This is a genomic window from Thermodesulfobacteriota bacterium (genome assembly GCA_025062045.1).
Classification (GTDB): Bacteria; Desulfobacterota; Syntrophorhabdia; order Syntrophorhabdales; family JANXAF01; genus JANXAF01.
Window position 1 is genome coordinate 19,668 of record JANXAF010000004.1, and the last position, 23,859, is coordinate 43,526.

The following is a 23,859-nucleotide window of genomic DNA, read 5'->3' on the forward strand; positions in this document are numbered from 1 at the left end:
GAAACATTATTATAAGATTTGGGTGTGACTCAAGACTTTCCCATCTACTGCGAATACTTCGGATTCAAAGAGAAACCTTTTAGCCTCACGCCTGACGAAGAGTTCTTCTTCGAATCAAAAAGTCATAGGGATGTGATTGATTATCTTCGGTTCTTTTTGCGGCAGAGAGAGAGCGTGGCTTTAGTTTTGGGAGATGTGGGAACGGGAAAGACGATGACATCGAGGAAGTTCATAACGGGCCTCGACACAAGGACTTACAACACGGCTTTGATTCTAAATCCCATTCTTTCCGAACTTGAGTTTATGCAAGAGCTCATGAGGGAGTTTAGGATTCAGTTTTCTAAGGGCGAGTCATTGCGGGATCTCTACGAGAGGTTCCAGAATTTTTTGCTGAACGAGTTTAAAAATGGGAAGATGACGGTCTGCGTAATCGATGAGGCCCAGCTTCTTCCGGATAGCACACTCGATTTTATAAGGGTCCTTTCGAATTTTGAAACTGACAAAGAAAAACTGCTGCATGTCATATTCTTTGCCCAAAAAGAATTTATGGACCGGTTAAAAGACGAAGAGATGAGGTATCTTGCCCAGAGGATAACCGTTGCTACTGAACTTCGGCCATTGGACGAAGAGGAGGTTGGCTCTTATGTCACTTACAGGCTTTATAAGGCAGGGCTTACAAGGAATCTTAGGATCGAAAAGAGTGGGTCGAGAGCCATATATAGGTACACAGGCGGAAATCCGAGGCTCATAAATCTTTTGTGTGACAGAGTCCTTCTACTCCTTTATCTTCGCTCGAAGGATATAATAGACGAAAAGGTGGTACAGGAAGCAGCAAAAGAAGAGACGTTAAGGCACCTTATGTTACCAAGAAACGGAAGAAAAGTGGTTAGACTTCCGCTTATCATTATTCTCCTTCTTGCCATTTTCGGTTTAGTATACGCGTACCTTCCAAAGTTAAATGTGGTTTTCACGGCCCTCCTCAGGTAGCTGGCTATTTAGAGTTTCTTTACGAGAGCCTCAAAGCTTATTCTTGGACAGAAAGCTATAAGAGGATCAGAGAGCTTTCGATTTTCTTCTATTATCTTTGGTAAATAGTGAGATATACCTTGTTGCCGTATCGGCACATAATGCGACGATCATTTTGCCTTTGTTCTCTTTTAACTTCCCTATTTCACAGGCCGCATGCACTACTGCCCCGGAAGATATACCGGCAAGTATACCTTCTTCCCTTATTAGCCTCTTCATCATGCCGATTGCATCCTCATCCTTTACCTTCACTATCTGATCTATAAGCTCAATTTTTAGAACCTCGGGTACGAACCCAGCACCAATACCTTGTATGATGTGACTTCCGGGCAAACCTCCGGAGAGGACAGCGGAAGCTTCCGGCTCGACGGCGTATATTTTAATCGATGGTTTCTTTTGCTTTAAAGCCTCCGCAACCCCCGTTATTGTGCCACCTGTTCCAACACCCGCCACGAATATGTCAATTCTTCCATCCGTATCTCTCCATATCTCTTCTGCCGTAGTAATTTTATGTATTTCAGGGTTTGCTGGGTTTTTAAACTGATCTAGCATTATGTAGTTTGGGTTTTCGTTTACGAGCTCCTCGGCCTTTTCGATAGCGCCCCTCATGCCTTTGGAATTGGGTGTAAGGATTACTTCGGCGCCTAATAGTTCAAGAAGGGCGATCCTCTCTTTAGACATGTTATCCGGCATGGTTATAACGAGTCTTATCCCTTTCGCGGCACAGACAAAAGCAAGTGCAATTCCCGTATTTCCGCTTGTGGGTTCAACTATAACTGTATCTTTCTTTATAAGCCCTTTTTCTATAGCATTAAGAACCATAGAGAGGCCTATCCTATCCTTTAAACTCCCCGAGGGATTAAAAAACTCAAGTTTGGCAACTATCTCTGCATCGATCCCGTTTGTTATCTTATTTAGTCTTACAAGGGGCGTGTTTCCAACCAGGGATGTAATATCATTGGCTATACCTCGTCTGATTCCAAAAAGATCTGTACCTTTGTAATTTAGGGTAAGGACTGAATCTTCAGTTAATTTTCTTTTTCGTTTCATAGATCCTCAAAGACAGAAGGCGCATGTTCCTTTAAAATCTTCAACATTTCTTCAGCAACTTTTCTTATTTCCCACTGGGCAGATTCGGCCTTTCTAAGCGAGATTATGTGTCTTAGCTCCCTAAAGTTTGCGGTGAGCACTATCTCTGTTTCAGTCGCATTAGGAAGAACGAATCGTGCGTCTTCATTCTTTATACCTAACTCTTTGAGTCTTACATAGGTCTTCTTTGCGGTCTCCATGAACTCTTCAAAGACCTTTTTTGCTTCGGAATTTTCCTCTATAGATGGTGGGAGGACGTAGGAAAAATTCTTCTCGTCCACGTATCTTTGAGATTTTTGGGTAAACGAGCACAACCTGTGCCGTACGAGCTGGTGCGAACATGCCCTTGAAATTCCGGAGATTCTAAAAGTAGCATAAGCGTGTTCCAGAACCGAATGGTGACCACTCCTTCTTAACATTCTGACAAACTCTCTATGGGAGCCCTTTTTTATTTTACCGAATGACTGGTATGCGGTTCTACCTGCAAGTTCAATGAGTCTTTCCGCGTCAGGAGTTATAAATAGAAGTTCCACCTTCAAGGCTTTCTTCAAACTAAAAGAGAGAGTGCCCTAAGAATACTCTTCGTTGCCTCGTATCCAGTCTCGATATTCTCTATGGATATTCTCTCATTCACACCGTGCATCCTCATTATCTCATCTTTTGTCAAAACTATGGGGAAAAATCCATATGAAGGCACACCCCTTGATCTAAAGTACCTAAGATCGGTAGCCCCGGTTGTCATGTATGGAAGAACAGGAATTGGGCCAAAAATTTTCTTTATCTCGGATTCAAGTGTCTTAAAGTACCTAGTATTATAGTTCGAATAGAAAGCCTGAGCTGTTGATTCTCCAACCGGAACGACTTCAACGTTCTTTCCGACTATTTTTTTTATCTTTGCATAAAATTTATCTTGCCTCTCCTGCGGTAAAATACGGGCATCGAATGCGGCTTCTGCTTCTGTTGGTATTACATTCACCTTTTCCCCACCTCTAAGGATCGTACAGGTCACAGTGTTTTTAAGAAGGGCCGACATTACAGGGTTTTCATCTAAGAAATTCAAAAAACACCTTCTTTTGAGTGCACTTTTTATATCTTTGTAAACCATGCCGTTTATCGTTCTGCCTTTTAGTATTCCGTCTATGTAACGTCTGGCAACTGGATAGAGCTTTATCGGCCACTTATACGCGATTATTCTTGATGCAGCCTCTATGATCTTTTCATTCGGATTATCCTTGTGGGGTGTTGAACCATGCCCTCCAGTTCCTTTTGCCTTTAGGTAGAATTGGCTCACCTTCTTTTCAGTGACGGATATTTGAGCGTGAAAAGCCTCTCCTTCCTTTATTATGAAACCACCCTCACTCAGGACAAACTCAGCATTAGCAAGGGATTCCTTTTTTTCAAGAACCAACTTTACACCAAGTTTACCCCCTGTCTCCTCGTCGCAGGTTGCAAGGTAGACTATATCCCTTTCGGGTACGAGACCCTCTTTAGCAAATTCTATAAAGGCGAAAAGCTGACAGAGGGCAGGGACTTTCATGTCTATGGCGCCCCTTCCATATAAATAGCCGTCTTTTATTTCTCCGCCAAAAGGGTCGACTTCCCATTCTTCAGGTTTTGCAGGAACAGTATCGACATGGCATAAAATGACGATAGGCGTATCAGAACGCTTACCTCTTATTCTGGCATAAAGATTTGCACGTTTTGGGGCGGCTTTTAGGATCTCAGTCTCTATTCCTTCTTTCCTTAAAAAAGATTCGAGATAAAGGATGGACTCCTCTTCTTCTCCTGGAGGGTTTACCGACTTAAGGCAAAGAAACTCCCTGGCTCTTTCAATGAGATCACCACGTTCCATTGAGACGGAATTTAAAAGCTACTTCTTCTTCGTCTTTTTCGTAGAAGTCTTCTTCTCAGTCTGGCTCTTTTTGGAACTTTTTGCCTTGCAAGCCATCTTTGACCTCCCAAATTTTTCTTGCATCTTATTGGAAAAGGCGGACTTTGTCAATAGGAAATTTGCAATTTACTAGATTTGCTGAGTCATTTTGAGAGCTCGCGTTAAATGAGCCTAAGTCTTTCCACTATTTCTTCTATATCGGGGACCTCCGTTATAGGGTAAACTTTTATGAAGGCTAATTTTCCATCCTCGGATACAATCAGGTTTGCTCTTTCCGAAAAGCCTTCCTTAAGTCTTAGAAGACCAAGTCTCATTGCAAAACCACCGTGCGGCCAGAAATCACAGAGCATGCGAAGCTTTTTTATTCCTAGAGCCTCAGCCCAGGCCTTTTTACAAAAAACGCTGTCCACGCTTATTCCAACGGGTATTGTATTTAATTCGAGAAATCTGTCGTAGTTTTTTTCAAGTGAGAGCATCTGATCTCTGCAAACAGGCGTCCAGGCAAGGGGATGAAAGGAAAGTAAAAGCTTTTTGTCCCTGTGATCCGAAGTTTTAAAAATTTGATCGTTTTGATCTTTAAGCTCGAAATCCCCAATTATGTGTCCGACTTCTATCATATTTTACCTCCCTTTAGTGTATCTATCCATCCTGAGAAAAACTATAAAGCCTTTTAGCCTCTCTTTTGTCTGCTCGTCAGTTAAATTTCCCGACTCATCGAATTTCGTCTCGGCATTTGGAACCACAATTTCTGGCTGATTCGGGACGTGAGCATCAAAAAAGACAAAGACCTGCCTTAGATGATAGTGTACTCGTGCTGTCCCAAACATTCCTAAAAATCTTGAGGGCCAGTCTATAGCGTTTTTTAAGTCCCCAAAAGAAGAATAGTTGTATTCGAAAGTGGCAATCATGATAGCGTCACTTTCTTTTATTTTTTGCTTAAGTGTCTTGACTTTTTTCGAAATTTCTAGATCCATTTCCTGGTTAAACAATTGGATGCTTTAAAAGATCGAATATCTCCATTTTTGCCTCATGAGGTAATAGCCTAGATACTGCATCGAGAAGCCTCTTATTGCTTTTCCCCTCTTATGTTTTTTAGATTTTCTAGCAGAGACTCCCAGTTTTGAAAGCTCTGACATGTACTCTGTTTGCAGACTGTAATCCCTGGAATCCTTTTTCTAACTACAAATTTAAATGGCCAGAAAAAGCCAAGACTTTTATCGAAGAAATTTTCTGTTTCGATCTTTAAGATTCCTTCTTTATGCGAATAAAGGCCAAGGAGGTACGAATGAGAGAGAATAGGGTTTTTCGAAATTACCTCACTGAATGCCTCAAGACTTTTCTCAGCCATTTCATAAAAGAAGTAATCTCCCGTGAGAGCGTATAGAAGACCGAAAAGATACGGAGCTATCCCGTTTGCTGAGCGATTAGGTTGGTCCTGGATATCTTTTCTCTTTATGGAGAGTAGCCCTGTTCCTAGATTTTCCTCTGAATCGAAAAATCCGAAATCTTCGTTGTCCCAAAAGCGTTTTAAAGCTTCTTTGGTGACATTTATTGCATACTCTAGATACCTTTTCCTTCCTGTAACTTCGAAAAGAGAAAGGAGGGCCATCGCAAAAAAGAGATAATCCTCTGAAAATCCGAACACCCTGGGTGAGTGGAAAATTCTTTCGCTCTCTCTGTTCTCGTCTAGGATTCTTTGCACTGTTTTTTTTGCTGATTGAACTGCCCAGGGATCTTTAAAAACTTTATAGAACTCACATAACGCATCCACCATGAGCGCGTTCCATCCAGTATAGATGGTTTTATCGAAGGGTGGAATTTTTCGATACTTTTCCCTGTATGTTAACATCTTTGCCTTAAGAAGCCTTATCCTTTCTTTGAGATTCCTTTCATCGATTCTTAGCTCTTTGGCTAGATCTTCCTCTTTTATTGCAACATGAAGAACATTTTTTTTCGGATTTGTAGGCATCCTTCCTTTTGTCTCAAACCCGAAATAGGTTTTTGCTAGCTCAACTTCTTCCAAAGATAGACATGCTTTTAGATCATCTAGAGAGAAAGTGTAGTAGTTTCCCTGCTCGATCTCCCCAATGTCTGCAGCCTGCGATGCATAAAAACCACCTTTTCTACTTGACCCAAACCGCTTATAGTAATTAACGATGCCAAAAGCGACGTCTCTGTAAAGGTCCTTTTTAAAGATCTGATATGCTAAAGTATAGATTTTCAAAAGTTCTGCGTTATCGGGAAGCATCTTTTCGAAGTGTGGAAATATCCACTCTTCGTCCACAGAGTACCTAAAAAATCCCCCAAGAAGGTGATCGTAAATTCCGCCATAGGCCATCCGTTCAAGCGAAACCTCGAGAGCATTTCTCACTCTCTTTTTTATTTCTACATCATCCGTAAGAACGTAATGGTACATCAAAAGCTCTAAAGCCGATGCGTGATGGAATTTGGGTATGCCCAAAAAGCCGCCATTTACGTAGTCGATACTTTCAAGAGTCGCTGATATACCGGTCTCCAAAAGATTAGAAGTTATTTTTCCTGGCTTTTGACTCTTTGACAGATTTTCAAGCTGCTTCAAAATTTCCTTTGTTGATTCTTTGATATCCTCTCTTTTCTGTCTCCAAAGTGTAAGAATCACGGTTAGCAATGACCTAAACCCCATGATTCCCCATCTGTCGTGGGGCGGGAAATAAGTTCCACCGTAAAAGGGTTGCCCAGAGGGCGTAAGAAAGACTGTGAGGGGCCATCCTCCATTTCCAGTCGTAAGGACAACAAAATCCTGGTAGCGCTTGTCGATGTCTGGTCTTTCATCTCTATCAACCTTTATGGGGATGAAATTCTCATTTATAATTTTTGCTATCTCCGGGTCTTCAAAACTCTCTTTGGCCATAATATGACACCAGTGGCACCATGCCGCACCGATCGAAAGAAGGATCGGTTTGTCCTCTTTTTGAGCCCTATCGAAAGCGTCTTTGCCCCATTCGTACCAGGTAATGGACTCCGATGAACTCGTAATGGAATAAGGCCTACGAGGCTTTGAAGTTTGAATGTCTTTTGCTCTGCCTTTTATGGTAATCTCCTATTTTTTTTCAATTTTCTTACCATATCATAAACGCACTTTCATATGAACTATGTTTTGGATTCTAGCAAAAATCTTCTTACTCAAGGAGAACTGGAAAACACTGTGCATTTCAACGGTTTTTAAATCGTCACGATAGTTTAAAAAAGGCGATGTTTTCTCAGTCAACATTCTTTATCTTTCTCACAAGGGATTTGGCCATTTCGAAGTCAAATTTCTGTCTTACGAGTGGTTCATTTTTTAGGACAGGAATTTTCTCCTCTAAAGTCGGTTTTTCCTTCCTATAAAATATGCCTACTGGTATGCGATCTCCCCACTCTAAAGCCTTCTCAAAAGCCTTAATTCTGTCATGGACCGGATGACTTAACTCTATTTTGTACACTCTTTCTTTATACCAGCTATAAGTGTTCACCCGGTTGAAAGTAACACACGGTTGAAGGATATCGAGAAAGCTAAACCCTCTATGTTTTACTGCCTCCTTTATCAACTCCTTTAAATCGTCCGGTAAGCCGGCAAAACCACGAGCAACAAAGCTGGCATCAAGGGCAATTGCCAATGCCACCGGATTTAAAGGCTCGGAAAGAGTCCCGTATGGCTGCGCTTTGGTCAAAACACCTTGACTTGTTGTTGGTGAGGCCTGACCCTTTGTTAGTCCATAGACCTGGTTGTTGTGAACCATAAGCTTTATATTCGGATTCCTTCTTATTGCGTGAATTAAATGGTTCCCACCTTCCCCGTAACAATCCCCATCTCCTGCAACTGCAAAGACTACAAGAGAATGGTTTGCCAATTTTATTCCGGTAGCCACAGGCAAGGTTCTACCATGTAGACCGTTAAAAGTGTTACAGCGAGTGTAATGCGGAAACTTTCCGGCTTGACCTATGCCTGAGACTATGACGACCATGTGGGGCTCGATCCCTAGTTCCACCATTGCGGAGTTAAAGGCCTTAAGGATTGCGTAATTTCCGCATCCTGGGCACCACGCAGGCGTCTTACCTTTAAAGTCATTCAATGTGAGCATAGATACGTTCTACGAGATCTTCTACCCCAAATGGTCTTCCGTCGAAGCGATTGATATTTCTGTGAACAGCAAGGCCCGTCTCCATTCTTAAGAGTTTTGCGAATTGACTTGTGGCATTCTGCTCAACATTGATAAGTATTCTCTTCTTCTTTAAGAACTCCAGCCAGTGACCCTCGTAGGGCAAGGGATACATCTCTTTAAAATGGACCATAGAGATGGGAAAGTCCTTTAAGATCCTGTCTATAGCTTCTTTCACCACTCCGTAAGTGGATCCCCAGCATAAAACTGCGATGTCAGCCCCCACATCGCCGTATACCGTCGGTTCATCTATCTCCCGCCTAATTAAGGTCAATTTTTTAAAGAGTCTCTTCTCCACCATTCTCTTTCTCAATTCCCTGTCCTCTGTTATATGGCCTTCTTCATCGTGCTCGTCGCTATCAGTCACAACGAGATGTCGAGCATCGCCGGGGACCCCAAGAGGTGATACGCCGGTATCGGTGAATAGATGCCTTTTGTATCCTTTTTGATTCTCGAATGAGGCACCTCTAAGTCTCATGTCCATGTATCTTAGGCTTTCAAGATCGAGAGAGTCGAATGTCCACTGCGAGTCCGCAAGATACTGGTCAGAAAGGATTATTACCGGAACTTGATACTTTTCGGACAAATGGAAAGCTTTGTTTGTAAGGTAAAAAGCCTCCAGCGGAGTGCCGGGAGCAAAGATAATCCTTGAGAATTCGCCATGGCCGGCAAATAATGCAAAAAGTAAATCTGCGGCCTCAGTCTTTGTCGGTAGACCGGTTGCGGGTCCCGGCCTCTGAGCAAGTACTATAACAAGGGGGGTCTCTGTCATTCCGGCAAGGGATAGCCCCTCCACCATAAGTGCAAAACCACCCCCTGATGTGGCTGTCATTGATCTTACACCTGCGAAGGATGCCCCAATGACCATGTTTATGGCTGCGATCTCGTCCTCTGCCTGTTCGACTATACAGCCGAAGGTGAGCGAATGTTCGGCAACGTAATTGAGTATCCCAGTAGATGGGGTCATGGGATATCCAGAATAGAATTTGAGCCCTGAAACCAAAGCACCCAATGCTATGGCTTCGTTTCCTGAGATCAAGATCTTTCTTGGTCGTGGTTCTGGCAGACGAAAAGGGCACATAATGCAGGCTTTGATCGCGTAATCGTATCCTGCCTGGGCAGCCTCTACGTTTTTGGCAACCGTTTCGAATCCCTTTTTTGCGAAAATATTTGTTACGACACCTAAAAGAATCTCCCTTTTCACTCCCAGGATCCCACATACGGCCCCTATGGCAGCAATGTTAGAAGCTATATCAGGACCACCAGTTTCTCTCGCTATTTTTAGAAATGGAACATCTATGGAACGAGAGTCCGAAATTTTCGTTTTTAGGATTTGAGAATCATAAAGGATCTGACCTATCTCTGAGAGTTCTGGTGTGTGAAGTCTAACACTTTCATAATCGAACGCCAAAAGTATGTCGACTTTCTCTTTTGGACACATAACTGAGTCTTCGGAGATCCTTATCTGGTAAAAATTATGTCCTCCTCTGATACGGGATTCGTAATCCTGATGAGAAAAGACATGAAGGCCGGACGCAGCAAAAATCTGACAGAGCGTCTCGCCTACGGTCTGGACGCCCTGTCCGGCCTCACCCCCTATCTTGATCGAATAATTCATGATGAGCGAGAATAATCTTAATCTTAAAATTTTTCTAGTGTCAATCTTAATTTGTGGGGCTAAATCCTGGAAGCTTTCGAAGTCTATAGGTGAATTTTCCCAGAGAAAGAGTCTTCATGTAACTAAAAAAGCCAGGGACTTGATCCCTGGCTTTTTTAGTTACTCTATTTTGATCTTTATCTCTTTCCTTTTAGCCTCTTCTGCCTTAGGCAGAATTATTTTTAAAACACCGTCTTTGTAGGTCGCCTTGATCTTATCCGTTTGAACTTCCCCCGGTAGCTCGATAGACCTTACGAAGCTGCCGTAGGACCTTTCAACGAAATGATAGTTCTCAGTCTCCTCCTCCTTCTCTTGCTTTTTCTCTCCCTTCACTGTGAGCACATTTTCAGTAAGCGAGATGTCTATATTTTTCGGATCGATCCCAGGAAGCTCAGCCTTGACGACGTAATTGTTCTTTGTCTCAGAAAAATCTATTGAAGGCATCCATTCCGAAATTCCCGTCCTTCTTACGGGCTTTCTCTCGAAGAAGGATTCCCAAAGTTCATCCATCTCCTTCCGTATCCTTTCAAGCTCTCTGAAAGGTCTCCAAGGAGTTATTTCCCATGCCATACTGTCGCCTCCTTTCTTTATTTTTGTTTTTTTGTAAATCCAAGTAAATTCTAATTCGCCGATCTTTTTTGTCAAGAGGTCTTCGGATTTACACTTTTTTACAACGAAGAATTTAGACTAGACGGAAGGGTGGAAAGAGTCCGTAATTATACGCGAAAGATAGGATCGGGCTTTAATATCTATTCTTGGGAGCCTTTTTTTATGGCGTTATAGAGATCCTCTCCCAGACACTCTTTTGCGTACTGGCAGTACTCCACGCAAGAGTTCAAGTCGTTGTAAATAGTAAAACCGCACTTTCTGCACGTGGCCTTAAAATCGATGGAAGCTATCTCTATTTCTGCGCCACAGTTTGGACAATCCCTTATCTCCAGGGTTGGTGTTTTAATGTTGGCTACCCCAGGGCATTCGTAAACCATTTTTAACCTCCAGCTATATTTTGGGGAAATTATAATTGGAGATTCGTTCGATCTCCTTGACTTAAGTCAAAAATACCAAGTGCTATCTTTTCAAGTCCTGATGGGTCAAGAATCTCTATCTTATTACCCCGAACCTTTAGAAGCCGTGCTTTTGCCATTTTTGAGAATACTCTTGATAGAGTTTCTGGGATCGTTCCGAGAAAACTGGCTATTTCAGATTTTTTTACGTCGAGTGCCACGACATTCCCCTTTTTCTCTGCGATAAAAAGCAAATAAGTGGATAACCTTTGGGCTATATTTTTTAAAGCTAAACTATCTATCAAGCGTACAAACTCTTTTAACCGGTAGGCAAAAAGAGCCATGATGTTTAGTGCCATTTGGGGATCCTCTTGGATGAGTTTAAGAAAAGGTAACCTGGGCAGAAGGTAGATTATGGATTCGCTTAAAGATTCAGCATTTGCCGGAAAAGCCTCGCCCAAAAACGCTGCCACTTCCCCAAAGATCTCTCCCTCAGTTATGAAGTGGAGTACCTGCTCTTTTCCGTCCGGAGACAATTTAAATACCTTCACTTTCCCGCGGTTTAAGATGTAGACCCCGTTTGCCGTGTCTCCCTCCTTAAAAATCATCTGACCCTTTGCGAATCTTTTCACTTCCAATATCGGAATGACCCTTTCTATTTGGGAATCAGTCAAGTGTTTGAATAGGATGACCTTTCTTAGAAAGGTGGTGTCTACTGACACAGGCTTTTTATATCCGGTTTAGAATTTACAAGTCAATAGATTGTGAAAAACTAACGGAATCGTAACCCCTAAGAACTCCCTAATTGATCTTAGAAAGCTCCTCTTTGATGACGAAACCGTATTTGAAATTTGCACTGAATGGAACCCTTTTTTTTGATATACTATTCGTAAAAAAGGAAGGGGGTTAGAAGATGCTTTTTATGAATATATGCACATGGGCACCGGAAGATGAAAAAGAGGTAGAGAGGAGAAGAAAGAACTGGAGATGGCCAAAGAGCGTAAAAGTCATCTGCGAATTTTTGGATCTTCAAGGATGCAGGGCGATAAATGTGATCGATACCGATGCCAAAGGACTCATCGAAAGTAGAGCAGAATGGATCGATATAGTAGAGTTTGAGACGTTTCCCGTACTTCCCTTCGGCGAAAGCAAAGATCTTCTAAAGAGACTGGGGCTAGAATAACAAAAAGTGAAGATAGTTATAATAGGTGCGGGAGAAGTAGGGTACCAGATAGCTGATAAGCTATCGAAAGAGGGCCACGACATCGTTGTTGTTGAGAAAGACAGGGAGAGGTGTCAAAAAATCGAAGAGTCCATAGATGTCGCGGTAATACATGGAGATGGGGCAAGCCAGTCAACTCTTTATGAGGCGGGAGCAAAGTCTGCTGATATGCTCATTGCTGCGACATCGGTGGACGAAGTCAACCTCCTCTCCTGCCTTATTGCCTCCAAATTGGGCGTAAGAAGGAAGATCGCTAGAGTTAGAAATCCGGAATACTACAGCGAGTCTTCAGTTCTAAAGAAGGAAGATTTGGGTGTCGACCTCATGATAAACCCTGAATTTGAGGTGGCAGAGGAGATAACGAGGTTGCTTATAAGGTCCGTTGCTTCAGAGATCATAGAATTCGAGGACGGAAAGATTCTTATGGTAGGTTTGAAAGTGGACCAGGATGCTCCAATAATCAACAAACAGCTTAAGTCTTTGGGAACGGAAAACCAAAGGAAAAAATTCCGAGTCGTTGCCATATGCAAGAACAACAAGACCATAATCCCACACGGAGATGAATACATAAGTAAAAATGATCAGGTTTTCGTTGTGACAAAAAGGGAAGGACTCGATGAACTTTTGGAGATGGCAGGGAAAAAGGATAGCGCTTTGAAGAAGGTCATGATTCTGGGAGGGGGAAGGATAGGGAGAAAGGTAGCTGAAAACTTGGAAAAAAGAGATATAAAAGTGACCCTTTTGGAATCAGATAGGGAAAGGTCATTGGAAGTGGCAAGTGCCCTCAAAAAATGTACAGTGATAAACTTGAATGGAGCGGAGATAGATGCACTTGCAAGAGAGGGGATTACGAACATGGATGCCCTCGTAGCCACAACGTCAGACGATGAGACAAACATAATTACTTGCCTTTTTGCAAAGCATTTGGGAATAAAAAAGACGATAGCCCTTGTGAATAAGACCGTTTACATGCCCCTTATGCCTGTTATTGGAATCGACTCCACAGTTAACGTTAGATTATCTACCGCAAATGCCATTCTACGCTTTTTAAGAAAGGGGGATGTTGTTTCGGTTGCAACCTTCCACGGGATAGACGCAGAGGCGATCGAAATAAAGGTGGGAAGGGATAGTAAAATGGTAAATAAGCCATTAAAAGAATTGAAGTTTCCAGAAGGCTCGCTTGTCGCTGCAATAATAAAAGAGAATGAAGTTATTGTGCCATATGGAGATACAGTCATTGAGCCGGGAAATAGGGTTATCCTATTTGCCCTACCCCATGCAATTCATGATCTCGAAGAAAGATTCTGATTACAAGGAAAGGAATTGAAATTTTCTCGAGTCTTTTGCACTCTGGGAAGACTCTGGGTAGTTTTCAGCTGTTTTTTACTATTGCCTATCCCTTTCTCCCTTTACTATAACGAGGGTACAGCCCTTTCGTTTCTGCTTGTCGCTTTCTTAATCGCAGGAATGGGTTTATCGTTTTCCTTCATCTTTAGAACATCGGAAGAGATCTCGGTAAAAGAAGGGCTAGCAATAGTGGCTTTGGGATGGATTAGCATTTCCTTTTTTGGCGCAATACCTTTCATCCTTACCGGATCTATCCCTTCTTTGACCGACGCTTTTTTCGAAAGTATCTCTGGATTTACTACCACAGGAGCAAGCATTTTAAATGACATTGAATCTCTTCCTAAAAGCGTTCTCCTTTGGCGAAACCTCATCCAATGGCTCGGTGGAATGGGGGTTATCGCCATAGCCGTTGCAGTTTTACCCTTTATAGGGGTTGGTGGATTTCAGCTTTTCAAGGCTGAAGCTCCAGGACCGACAAAAGACAAGATATCTCCTAGGATAAGTCAAACCGCAAAGTTGCTTTGGGGTATATACCTTCTTTTCACACTGCTTGAGATCCTCCTCATCCTTGTTGGAGGGTTGGATCTTTTCGATGCTCTCTGTATAACATTTGGAACGATGGCAACTGGCGGTTACGCACCCTATAACGAGAGTATTGGTGCTTTTAATTCTCCATACCTACATTACATCATCACCGTGTTTATGTTTGTCGCGGCAACGAACTTCAACCTCCATTATCTTGCGCTTACGGGAAGGCCATCCTCTTACATAAAGAGCACAGAGTTCAAGTTCTACGTCTCCCTTGTCGGGTTGGCAACTTCTGGAACTCTTCTCATAAGATACTTGGAAGGCCATAAGTTCGACGAAGAATTAATACGACATTCCCTATTTCAGGTAATCTCTATATTGACAACAACGGGATTCGTAACAGAGGATTACGAATTGTGGCCTTTTAATGCTCAATTTATCCTTCTTATACTTATGTTTATCGGGGGATGCTCTAGTTCTACGGGTGGTGCGATAAAAAACATTAGGATATGCGTGATGCTTAAATTTCTTTTGGTCAGCTTGAAAAAAATATTTAGGCCCCACGGTATATTCCCAATAAGGGTCGACACAAAGGTGGTCGACGATAGAGTTGTACTAAGCATAATAGCCTTCATCCTGCTTTACATGATGCTTTTTATACTAGGAGTTTTGATCTTAACCTTTCAGGATGTGAACATAGATACAGCCATCGGTGCGGTTGCTGCAACCCTCGGGAACGTTGGGCCTGGGATTGGAAGCGTGGGACCTACAGAAAATTATTCCCATCTGCCTACCATATCCAAATGGTTTTTGTCATTTTTGATGCTCGCTGGCCGTCTCGAGCTTTATGCAGTGCTTGTGCTTTTTGTTCCAGATTTCTGGAGAGACTAAAGGTTTACCCGGTTTTCCCTGCCTTCCTTAAGTCTTCTTATATTCTCCCTGTGCCTTAAAAAGATAAGCGCGACAAAAAGAGAAGCCATAAAGACTACCTCTTTTCTTTCGCCCAACAAAAAGAGTATAAACGGAAAACTAAAGGAGGAGACAAGCGAAGCTAAAGAGACGTATCTCCAGAGAAAAAAAACGAAGACAAAAATAAAAATGGCATATAAAGTAGCGTGAGGATTGAAAAAGAGGAAGGCACCAAGGGCAGGTGCGACTCCTTTTCCTCCTCTGAATTTAAGCCATATGGGAAAAGAATGGCCCAAAAATGAAGCAAAGCCCATGGATATTGAGAAGAGCGGATCGAGATTTGAGATTCGCCCGAAAAGCACGGGTAGCCCGGCCTTCAAAAGATCGCAAAGAAGGGTCAAGAAACCGAGCCTTTTTCCTACTGCCCGCATGACATTTGTTGCACCTATATTTCCACTTCCGACCTTTCTCGGATCCACCCCCTTAAGTTTTGAAAGTATAAGACCGAAGGGTATTGAACCCAAAAGGTAAGAAAGGGAAAGATAAAAAACGTAAAGCTTCGGATCACCCATCCATCATCTAAGCCTTCCTTATGGCACAAAGAAGGGATTTAAGCTCGGGATAGCCCATGATAGGTTCTCTCACCTTCGTGTCCGTAAGTAGATTAACATTAGCCTCCTTAGGCCAGCCATGGGGAACACACACTACACCTTCCATCACCCTATCTGTGACCTGAGCTTTTAGCTTTATTTGACCTCTCGGAGTCTCAATAATTATGTCGTCTCCGTCCTCTATTCCATACTTTTTCGCCGTCTCGATCCCAATCTCAGCCTTAGGTTCTGGACTTTTCTCCCTAAGTTTTTTTACGTTTCTAAACTGGCCATGGGTAAAGTAAAGGTCCCTGATTCCGGTTGTGAGAATAAGCGGATACTTCTTTAGTAGCTCGGGTGTTGAGACGGGGCTTATGTGCGGCTCAATGTATACGGGAAGTGGGTCGTGACCAGCCTGTTCCATCGCAGTGCTATAAATTTCTATCTTCTTTGTGGGTGTTGCAAATTCACCTTCCTTTATCCCGTACTCCTTTTTTTGATAAAAATCACCTTCAGGCTTCACATTTAAGAGATAGTTAAAATCGAATCCCGATGGTCTAACCTCAAAATCCACAAGTTCCTCTTCACTCTGCCAAGGAAAATCCTTTTCCATGCCAAGTCTCTTCGAAAGTTCCTTAAAGAATTTCCATTCCGATACACTTTCTCCTAGTGGTTCTATGGCTTTTTTGCGCAGCATAAGATAAGGAAGGCAATGGCAGACGTTGTAAGAATATGCAAGCCCCCATTTTTCAAGATGAGAGGAGGCAGGAAGGAAATAGTGAGCGAGTTCTGCCGTCTCGGTCATAAACATGTCTAGTACAACGAGGAGTTCTAGTTTTGAGAAAGCCTCCTTAAAAGCGTTTGAATCGGGCATGGACACAACCGGATTTCCAGCAATTATTAAAAATGCCTTTATCTTTTCTGGTATGCTCTCAGGTACAAGGGTAATTACGCCGTAAGGACTCTTTCTTCCCCAAACCTCGTAAAAGAGAGGATACTCATCCGCACCAAGAGGTTTGTCATCTATCGTTGAGCCAACATTTCCCAACCTTAAGCGCGGACTTATGACCCAGCCTCCAGGAACATTGATGTTGCCTGTGATAGTCTGGAGGATTGCGAAGGCTCTGCTATTGTGTGTTCCGCTTGCCGTCTGATCCTGGGTGTTCGTACCCTGGTATATCCCAGCGCCCTTTGTTTTTGCAAAAAGCCTTGCCAGTTTAATTATGTCTTCGCTTTTGACCCCTGTGATCTTCTCCGCCCATTGAGGAGTGTAGCTTTTTATATGCTCTTTAAGTTTTTCAAAGCCAAAGGTGTACTTTTCCACAAATTCTTTGTCGTATAAGTCTTCGTTAATGATGACATTTATGAGAGCGAGTGCTAAAGCTCCGTCTGTCCCGGGTCTTATTGGAATGTACATGTGTGCTTGATCTGCAAATGGAATCCTCCTGGGGTCGATAACGACAATCTTTGCGCCCTTTTTTAGATTCTCTGTTATCGAGAGATAAAGAGGAAAATCGGAAGCATGGGGGTTATGACCCCATAAAATGTAAAGGTTCGAGTCGAGCTCCTCTGTAGGATACTTCCCGAATGTTATCTGCCTTGCCCTTATCCTCATCCTGTAACATATGCTTTCAACAGAGAAAAAGTTGGGAGACCCGAAAGTGAATGCAAACCTCTGAGTAAGCCCAGCTATCTCGTAGTTTTCAACACCCACCGAACCGCTAAAAACACCCAATGCCCTAGGGCCATACTTTTCCTTTATCTCCAATAACTTTTGAGATATCTCTCTCAATGCCTGATCCCACGATATCCTCTCCCACTTATTTCCAACCCTCTTCATTGGATAGAGGATCCTTTCGGGATGGTAAATAGTATCAAGCATCGCTTCGCCCTTCGGGCATAGTTTACCTCTATTCAATGGATGGGATTCGAGACCCTCCACCTTTTTTGCAACTCCATCTTCCACGTAGACTCTCACTCCGCAGCTGTGGTAGCACAATGTACAATCTGTAAGCACCTCTTTTGTGGTGGCCATTTTTACCTCCCGGTTATTTAACTTGAACGTGACTATCTTTTAACAGAATTCCTTGTACATGGCAAGCCTTTTAGGCGCATGTTGTTGACTTTTAGACTGTAATTGGGGAATATCTTTAGCTAATGACGAAAAAAGAGCTAGAAAGGCTAAAGAAAATAAGAAACATTGGGATCGTTGCCCACATAGATGCCGGAAAGACAACCGTTACTGAGAGGATCCTCTACTACACTGGAAAGACCTATAAAATGGGTGAAGTTCACGAAGGAACGGCGGTTATGGATTACTTACCTCAAGAACAGGAAAGGGGTATAACTATTACGTCGGCCTGTACCACGTGCTACTGGAAGGATCATGAGATTCAGCTTATCGATACACCTGGTCATGTAGATTTTACGATAGAGGTTGAGAGATCTTTGCGAGTACTCGATGGGATGATCGCTGTCTTTTGTGGAGTTGGCGGAGTCGAACCACAGTCCGAAACCGTATGGCACCAGGCGGACAGGTACCGGATACCACGTATCGCCTTTGTAAATAAGCTAGACAGGGTTGGATCCGACTTTTTTAACGTAATAGACATGATGGTTGAAAAATTGGGTGCCAATCCTTTACCTGTCCAGATCCCGCTAGGAAAAGAGGATAGTTTTTCGGGCGTTGTGGACCTTACATCAATGAAGGCCATAGTTTGGGATGAAGAGAGTCTAGGCGCAGTTTACCATTATGTTGATATACCAGAAGAACTTAAGGACCTGTCTTTCAGCTACAGGGAAAAGCTCATAGACGCGATATCCCTAATAGATGACAAAATCATGGAGCTTTATCTTTCGGGGGAGGAAATTCCGGAGTCTTTAATCCATGAGGCTATAAGGAAGGGGACCCTATCGATGAAACTCGTCCCGGTCTTTTGTGGAGCTGCGCTTAAAAACAAAGGTATTCAACCTCTTCTTGATGGTGTGGTGAGATATCTCCCTTCTCCGCTTGACGTACCGCCTGTGAAAGGGAAAAATCCAAAAACAGGAGAGGAAGAAACAAGATTGCCTTCACCGGATGAAGATTTTACAGCCCTTGCCTTCAAGGTAATTATGGAAGAAGGAAGAAAGCTTATATACATAAGGATATATTCGGGAGAAATAAAAACGGGGGACGATGTTTTAAACGTTAATCTCGGCAGGAAGGAGAAGATTTCGAGGATCTACAGGATCCATGCAAACCAAAAGGAAAGAATAGATTATGCAAAGGTCGGAGCGATAGTTGGAATTGTGGGTCCAAAAGACACATCAACCGGTCATACGCTCACAAAGAATAAAGAGATCTTACTTGAACCCATAAATGCCTATCAGCCTGTCATATCCATTGCGGTTGAGCCCAAAAAGAATGCGGACCAGGAAAAGCTTATTACGATACTAAAAAGGATAGCGGAAGAGGACCCCACTTTTTACGTCAAGTCAGACGAAGATTCTTTACAAACTATCGTCTCAGGTATGGGAGAGCTCCACTTGGACGTCATAATGAGGAGGGTTAGGGAGGAGTTTGGAGTTGACATACACGTTGGCAAACCTCAGGTCATATTTAAGGAGACGATAGAAAATGAGGTCTACATAGAGAACAGCTTCGAAAAGACTATAAATAACGTGCTTTACAGAGGGACTGTTAAGTTAAGAATCGCCCCCGACGAGAGAGGAAAGGGACTAAACGTTTTTTCTGGGATTGGAATGGACCACCCAGCTTATAACTATCTTGAGGCAATAGAAGAGGGAATTTATGAAGCAGCGAATACCGGTGTGCTTAAAGGTTATCCGGTTACGGACATAAGGGTGTACATTCTCGATGCGTCCTTCAACAACCCAGAATTTGCAAGGCTGACGCTTAAGATGGCTGCCCACGAAGGTTTTAGAAAGGGCTGTATGGAAGCCTCACCTGTGCTTCTTTATCCTGTCATGTCTTTGAGTGTTACAACTCCCAACGAGTTTCTTGGAGATATAATAAATGACCTAAATGTGAGGAAGTGCCAGATAAAAAACATAATAACTAAAGAGAAAATAGCGATAATCGAGGCTTACGCACCTCTTACAGAAATGTTCGGTTATTCTACGGACATAAGATCTCTAACACAAGGAAGAGCATCATTTACCATGTATTTTTCCCATTATGACGCCATAGAGTATGAAAAGGGTTAATTATGCCGAAAAGTTACATATGGTCGGAGAGGGAAAGGAAGCTTTAAATCCAGAGAGAATCAAAGCGTATCTAACGACAACGAAAATAGGCAGAAAGATCGTGTATAGAAGGGTAATAGAGTCCACGAATACATATGCTTTGAATCTTGCAAAAAGAGGTGAGGAGGAAGGTACCTGTGTTGTTTCTGATATGCAGACTAAAGGAAGAGGAAGGCTCGAAAGGAAGTGGTTCTCACCTCCAAATGAAAACATTTACATGTCGATTATCCTTAGGCCCAAGGTTTTACAAGATCAAATTTACAATCTGGCCTTCCTTTCTTGCCTTGCGGTTTATGACGTGGTAAAGCCTATCTTAGAATCGGAGCCCGCACTTAAATGGCCTAACGACGTACTCATCAAGGGAAAAAAAGTGAGCGGAACGCTTATTGAGATTGCCCATGGATCCGAAACTTTGGATTTCGCAGTGGTAGGTATCGGTCTTAATGTGAATATGGAGGAAGAAGATCTGCCCCAAGATTTAAAAGGAGTGGCAACTTCTCTTTACATTGAGACCAAAAAAAAACACAGTCGGGACCTTATCTGTGCAAATCTCATAAACAACTTTGAAAAGTACTACTTGAAGTTTTTAGAAGAAGGTCCGGATGTAATACGCATACTTTGGGAGGAGAAAGCCAAAATTAGAGGAAGAGTTTTAACCCTCCAAGAAGGGGAGAAAGTGATCTTAGGGATATGTGAGGGTTTAAACGAGAAAGGAGGCCTCGTAATTAAAACTGAAAGGGGCACAGAGGTAGTATACACTGGTGATCTTAAAGCGATGTCATGGTCCTAGTAATAGATATTGGGAATACAAACATAGTGTTTGGCGTCTATGATGGAGAAAATCTTGTCGAGCATTATAGGCTCGGAACAGATATCGACAAAACGGTAGACGAATACGCCATCCTCACAAATAGTTTACTCTCCGTGAGAAAATTAAGTTTTGAAAACATAGATGGCGCAATTATATCCAGCGTTGTTCCGCCTCTTCTTGTGACGTTTCAGGCGCTCTGTGAAAAGTATATGGGAGTAAAGCCCATAGTGGTTGAACCTGGTATAAGGACAGGGATGCCGATACTTTATGAGAATCCGGCTGAACTAGGGGCAGATAGAATAGTGAACGCCGTTGCCGGATATGAGAGGTATAAAAAAGCATTGATCGTAATAGATTTCGGAACTGCCACAACTTTCGACTATGTGACTCCAGAGGGGGAGTTTGCGGGTGGAGCGATAGTTCCGGGACTAATGATCTCTCTTGAGGCCCTTTTCGAGAAAGCTTCAAAGCTTCCGAGGGTGGAACTTGCCATACCGAAGTCGGTTATAGGGAAAAACACGATCCAGGCCATGCAAGCGGGTATTATATTCGGATACGCAAGTCTGGTGGACGGAATCGTAAAAAAAATGAAGGATGAGGTGAAAACAGAGCCTTACGTTGTGGCAACAGGTGGTTTTTCGAAGTTGATATCTCGTGTTTCCAAGACAGTAGACGAGGTGGACGAATTTTTAACCCTTAGGGGACTAAAGATCCTCTACGATAAAAACAAGGATCTTTGTAAGAGAAAAACAAAAAGGGGAAAATGAAGAATTTAAAGACAGTTGTTGCTTTTCTTTTGCTATTCTTTTTCCTCTTTGGATGTTCTCCGGGAAAACGGAAGGTCTCATACGAAGACGAAGGAAAACCAGCATACGGTGATGCTTTAATCACCGCGTCATTGGGGGAGCCTACTAATTTGATCCCAATTCTTACTACCGATGCCCCTTCTCACGATGTGGCGGCACGAATCTACAACGGGCTCGTAAAATATGACAAGGATCTAAGAATAGTTGGAGATCTTGCCGAATCCTGGAGTGTATCGCGGGACAACCTTATTATAACGTTTCGACTAAAAAAAAACGTTAAATGGCACGATGGAAAGCCATTCACGGCAAAGGACGTTCTTTACACCTACAAAGTCATAACGGACCCCAAGACCCCCACAGCTTACTCAAGTGATTTTCTTGAGGTAAAAAAGGCAGAAGTCATAGACGATTACACATTCAGAGTTACTTATCACAGACCTTTTGCACCAGGGCTTATAAGCTGGGCCATCTCTATTCTTCCCTCACACCTTCTCGATGGTCAGGACATAACGAGGTCCCCCCTTCTTAGAAATCCAATCGGCACAGGTCCCTACAAATTCAAAGAATGGGTAGCAGGACAGAGAATTGTACTTCTAGCAAACGAAGACTACTTCGGTGGAAGACCTTACATAGAAAGACACATCATAAGGTTTATTCCGGATTCTGCGAGCATGTTTCTGGAGCTTAAAAACTCTCGTATTGACATGATGGGGCTTTCTCCGCTTCAGTACTTAAGACAGACCGATTATCCAGCCTTCAAAAGGGAATTCAATAAGTATCAGTATCTGTCTTTTAGCTACGTTTATTTAGGGTATAATCTCAAACACCCTTTCTTTAAAGAAAAGGCCGTAAGACAGGCTTTGACTCATGCCATAGATAAAAGAGAGATAATCGAAGGTGTCCTTTTAGGGCAGGGGATCGAAGCCCATGGACCCTACAAACCTGACATGTGGGCTTACAACCCACAAGTAAAGAGATACGAGTACGACAAGGAAAAGGCGAAAAAGCTTCTTGAAAGTTGTGGATTTGTAAGGGGAAAAGACGGAATACTAGAAAAGGACGGAAAAAGATTTGAATTTACAATACTTGTCAACCAGGGGAACGATGTAAGGATAAGGTGCGCGGAACTGATTCAAAAAAGACTTGCGGAGATCGGAGTTAAGGTAAAAATAAGGGTACTCGAATGGGCAAGCCTAATAAATGAGTTCATAGATAAGAGGAACTTTGAAGCTGTCATTCTAGGATGGACCATTCCCCACGATCCCGATCTTTTCGACATATGGCACTCTTCAAAACAGGGAAAAAAGGAGTTGAACTTCATTTCTTTCGAGAATAAAGAGGTGGACGAACTTCTAGTTCGCGCAAGACACACCTTCAACATAGAAGAAAGAAAAAGATACTACTTTAGGTTTCAGGAGATCTTGGCTGAGGAACAGCCTTATACCTTTTTATTCATCCCTTATGCTAACGTGGCGATCCACAAAAGGATAAAAGGTGTTTCGCCCGCTCCTTTAGGGATAACATACAACATGGAAAAATGGTACGTTCCTTACGAACAGATGAGGTATAAAAGCCATGTTACGGTTTATCCTTAAGCGGGTCTTATTACTTTTCCCGATGCTAATAGGCATCACCCTCGTTTCTTTCTTCGTAATTCGTCTTGCTCCTGGTGAGCCAGGAATGATGGAATTAGAGATGACCCCTAAGATTTCTAAAGAAGCAAGAGAAAGGATAAGGGCTTACTACGGCCTCGATAAACCCATCCACGTCCAGTATTGGCTTTGGCTCAAAAGAATCGTAAAGCTAGACTTTGGAATCTCTTTTAGTCCAGACAGAAGGCCCGTAATCGAAAAGATCAAAGAGAGGCTTCCAATTACAGTGCTCATAAATGTCACTTCCATGGTTATTATATTTTTGGTCGGAATACCTATAGGTGTATACTGCGCAAGATATAAGGATTCGTTTCTAGATAGATCACTTACAGCTTTTGTCTTTGCGGGCTACGCCGCTCCCACCTTTTGGATTGCCCTCCTCCTCATGATCGTTTTCGGTGTGTATCTAGAACTCTTACCCATATCTGGCATCAGATCACTCAATTTTGAAGAGTTGACTCCTTTGGAAAAGGTTTTGGATGTGGCAAAGCATCTTCTGCTTCCAGTCTTTGTATCTGCTTTAGGAGGGATTGCGGGAATCTCAAGGTTTATGAAGAACAGCCTTTTGGAGGTTTTAAGCCAAGATTACATAAGGACAGCCTATGCAAAAGGTTTGCCGGAAAAGCTCGTTCTTAGAAAGCATGCGTTAAGAAACGCTCTCCTTCCAGTAATCACTATTCTTGGGCTTTCGATTCCAGGACTCATAGGTGGTAGCGTGATATTTGAAAGTATCTTTTCCATACCAGGGATGGGTCAACTGTTTTACATGAGCGTTATGGCTAGGGACTATCCCACCATAATGGGGATCCTTGTCATAGGAGCCTTTCTTACTTTGGTCGGTAATCTTCTCGCAGATATAGCGTACGCCATATTTGACCCAAGAATAAGAGCGGAATAGACG

Annotated in this window: 22 protein-coding genes; 9 read left to right on the top strand and 13 right to left on the bottom strand. The window is 42.7% G+C overall.

From position 1 onward, the window contains the following. Positions 1-24 precede the first annotated feature (24 nt). Complete coding sequence (locus NZ583_03985; GenBank protein MCS7280771.1) at positions 25-987, top strand: AAA family ATPase; 963 nt, start codon at positions 25-27, stop codon at positions 985-987. Between the two features lie 66 nt (positions 988-1,053). Here NZ583_03985 and cysK read toward each other — a convergent pair whose 3' ends face one another. The 11 genes from cysK to NZ583_04040 form a co-directional block, all read right to left on the bottom strand. Next, a complete protein-coding gene (gene cysK / locus NZ583_03990; protein MCS7280772.1) occupies positions 1,054-2,076 on the bottom strand; it encodes a cysteine synthase A in 1,023 nt (340 codons plus the stop codon). Further along, the gene (gene thyX / locus NZ583_03995; protein MCS7280773.1) at positions 2,073-2,666 is read right to left on the bottom strand and encodes an FAD-dependent thymidylate synthase; all 594 of its coding nucleotides are present in this window, start codon (positions 2,664-2,666) and stop codon (positions 2,073-2,075) included. The genes cysK and thyX overlap by 4 nt, the downstream gene beginning before the upstream one ends. Continuing rightward, positions 2,663-3,967 carry a M20/M25/M40 family metallo-hydrolase gene (locus tag NZ583_04000; GenBank protein ID MCS7280774.1) on the bottom strand — a complete coding sequence of 435 codons (1,305 nt, stop codon included), beginning with the start codon at positions 3,965-3,967 and terminating at the stop codon, positions 2,663-2,665. Before NZ583_04000 ends, thyX begins: the two co-directional genes overlap by 4 nt. Before the next feature lie 200 nt (positions 3,968-4,167). After that, complete coding sequence (locus NZ583_04005; protein ID MCS7280775.1) at positions 4,168-4,623, bottom strand: redoxin domain-containing protein; 456 nt, start codon at positions 4,621-4,623, stop codon at positions 4,168-4,170. Positions 4,624-4,626: 3 nt separating this feature from the next. Next, complete coding sequence (locus NZ583_04010; protein ID MCS7280776.1) at positions 4,627-4,980, bottom strand: NAD(P)H-dependent oxidoreductase; 354 nt, start codon at positions 4,978-4,980, stop codon at positions 4,627-4,629. A gap of 92 nt (positions 4,981-5,072) precedes the next feature. Beyond that, positions 5,073-7,055 (bottom strand): thioredoxin domain-containing protein, encoded by a 1,983-nt coding sequence (locus tag NZ583_04015; GenBank protein MCS7280777.1) that lies wholly within the window; start codon positions 7,053-7,055, stop codon positions 5,073-5,075. 190 nt (positions 7,056-7,245) lie between these two features. Further along, on the bottom strand, positions 7,246-8,106 hold the full coding sequence (locus NZ583_04020; GenBank protein MCS7280778.1) for a 2-oxoacid:ferredoxin oxidoreductase subunit beta: 861 nt from the start codon (positions 8,104-8,106) through the stop codon (positions 7,246-7,248). Next, the gene (locus NZ583_04025) at positions 8,090-9,802 is read right to left on the bottom strand and encodes a 2-oxoacid:acceptor oxidoreductase subunit alpha (GenBank protein MCS7280779.1); all 1,713 of its coding nucleotides are present in this window, start codon (positions 9,800-9,802) and stop codon (positions 8,090-8,092) included. Before NZ583_04025 ends, NZ583_04020 begins: the two co-directional genes overlap by 17 nt. 159 nt (positions 9,803-9,961) lie before the next feature. Then, positions 9,962-10,411 carry an Hsp20/alpha crystallin family protein gene (locus NZ583_04030; GenBank protein ID MCS7280780.1) on the bottom strand — a complete coding sequence of 150 codons (450 nt, stop codon included), beginning with the start codon at positions 10,409-10,411 and terminating at the stop codon, positions 9,962-9,964. Between the two features lie 179 nt (positions 10,412-10,590). Continuing rightward, a complete protein-coding gene (locus NZ583_04035; protein MCS7280781.1) occupies positions 10,591-10,827 on the bottom strand; it encodes a hypothetical protein in 237 nt (78 codons plus the stop codon). 29 nt (positions 10,828-10,856) lie between these two features. Then, a complete protein-coding gene (locus NZ583_04040) occupies positions 10,857-11,567 on the bottom strand; it encodes a Crp/Fnr family transcriptional regulator (protein ID MCS7280782.1) in 711 nt (236 codons plus the stop codon). A gap of 191 nt (positions 11,568-11,758) precedes the next feature. Between NZ583_04040 and NZ583_04045 the strand changes: the two genes are divergently transcribed. The 3 genes from NZ583_04045 to NZ583_04055 all read left to right on the top strand — a co-directional run bounded on the left by NZ583_04045 (position 11,759) and on the right by NZ583_04055 (position 14,833). Next, positions 11,759-12,028 (top strand): hypothetical protein, encoded by a 270-nt coding sequence (locus NZ583_04045; protein MCS7280783.1) that lies wholly within the window; start codon positions 11,759-11,761, stop codon positions 12,026-12,028. A 6-nt stretch (positions 12,029-12,034) separates the two neighbouring features. Continuing rightward, positions 12,035-13,375, top strand: a complete 1,341-nt coding sequence (trkA, locus tag NZ583_04050) for a Trk system potassium transporter TrkA (protein MCS7280784.1) — start codon at positions 12,035-12,037, stop codon at positions 13,373-13,375. A 159-nt stretch (positions 13,376-13,534) separates the two neighbouring features. Then, positions 13,535-14,833 carry a TrkH family potassium uptake protein gene (locus NZ583_04055; protein ID MCS7280785.1) on the top strand — a complete coding sequence of 433 codons (1,299 nt, stop codon included), beginning with the start codon at positions 13,535-13,537 and terminating at the stop codon, positions 14,831-14,833. Here NZ583_04055 and plsY read toward each other — a convergent pair. Both plsY and NZ583_04065 read right to left on the bottom strand, forming a co-directional pair. Then, complete coding sequence (gene plsY, locus NZ583_04060) at positions 14,830-15,423, bottom strand: glycerol-3-phosphate 1-O-acyltransferase PlsY (protein MCS7280786.1); 594 nt, start codon at positions 15,421-15,423, stop codon at positions 14,830-14,832. The genes NZ583_04055 and plsY overlap by 4 nt on opposite strands. A 7-nt stretch (positions 15,424-15,430) precedes the next feature. Further along, positions 15,431-17,476 (bottom strand): molybdopterin-dependent oxidoreductase, encoded by a 2,046-nt coding sequence (locus NZ583_04065; GenBank protein ID MCS7280787.1) that lies wholly within the window; start codon positions 17,474-17,476, stop codon positions 15,431-15,433. A 122-nt stretch (positions 17,477-17,598) separates the two neighbouring features. On the opposite strand from NZ583_04065, the gene fusA reads away from it, so the two are divergent. Genes fusA through NZ583_04090 form a run of 5 tightly spaced genes read left to right on the top strand, consistent with a single transcriptional unit; the run spans position 17,599 to position 23,856 of the window. Next, a complete protein-coding gene (gene fusA / locus NZ583_04070; protein MCS7280788.1) occupies positions 17,599-19,650 on the top strand; it encodes an elongation factor G in 2,052 nt (683 codons plus the stop codon). Further along, a complete protein-coding gene (locus NZ583_04075; GenBank protein MCS7280789.1) occupies positions 19,637-20,479 on the top strand; it encodes a biotin--[acetyl-CoA-carboxylase] ligase in 843 nt (280 codons plus the stop codon). The genes fusA and NZ583_04075 overlap by 14 nt, the downstream gene beginning before the upstream one ends. Beyond that, on the top strand, positions 20,470-21,267 hold the full coding sequence (locus NZ583_04080; protein ID MCS7280790.1) for a type III pantothenate kinase: 798 nt from the start codon (positions 20,470-20,472) through the stop codon (positions 21,265-21,267). Before NZ583_04075 ends, NZ583_04080 begins: the two co-directional genes overlap by 10 nt. Continuing rightward, the gene (locus tag NZ583_04085) at positions 21,264-22,901 is read left to right on the top strand and encodes a peptide-binding protein (protein ID MCS7280791.1); all 1,638 of its coding nucleotides are present in this window, start codon (positions 21,264-21,266) and stop codon (positions 22,899-22,901) included. The genes NZ583_04080 and NZ583_04085 overlap by 4 nt, the downstream gene beginning before the upstream one ends. Beyond that, complete coding sequence (locus NZ583_04090) at positions 22,882-23,856, top strand: ABC transporter permease (protein MCS7280792.1); 975 nt, start codon at positions 22,882-22,884, stop codon at positions 23,854-23,856. Before NZ583_04085 ends, NZ583_04090 begins: the two co-directional genes overlap by 20 nt. The last annotated feature ends 3 nt before the right edge of the window (positions 23,857-23,859 follow it).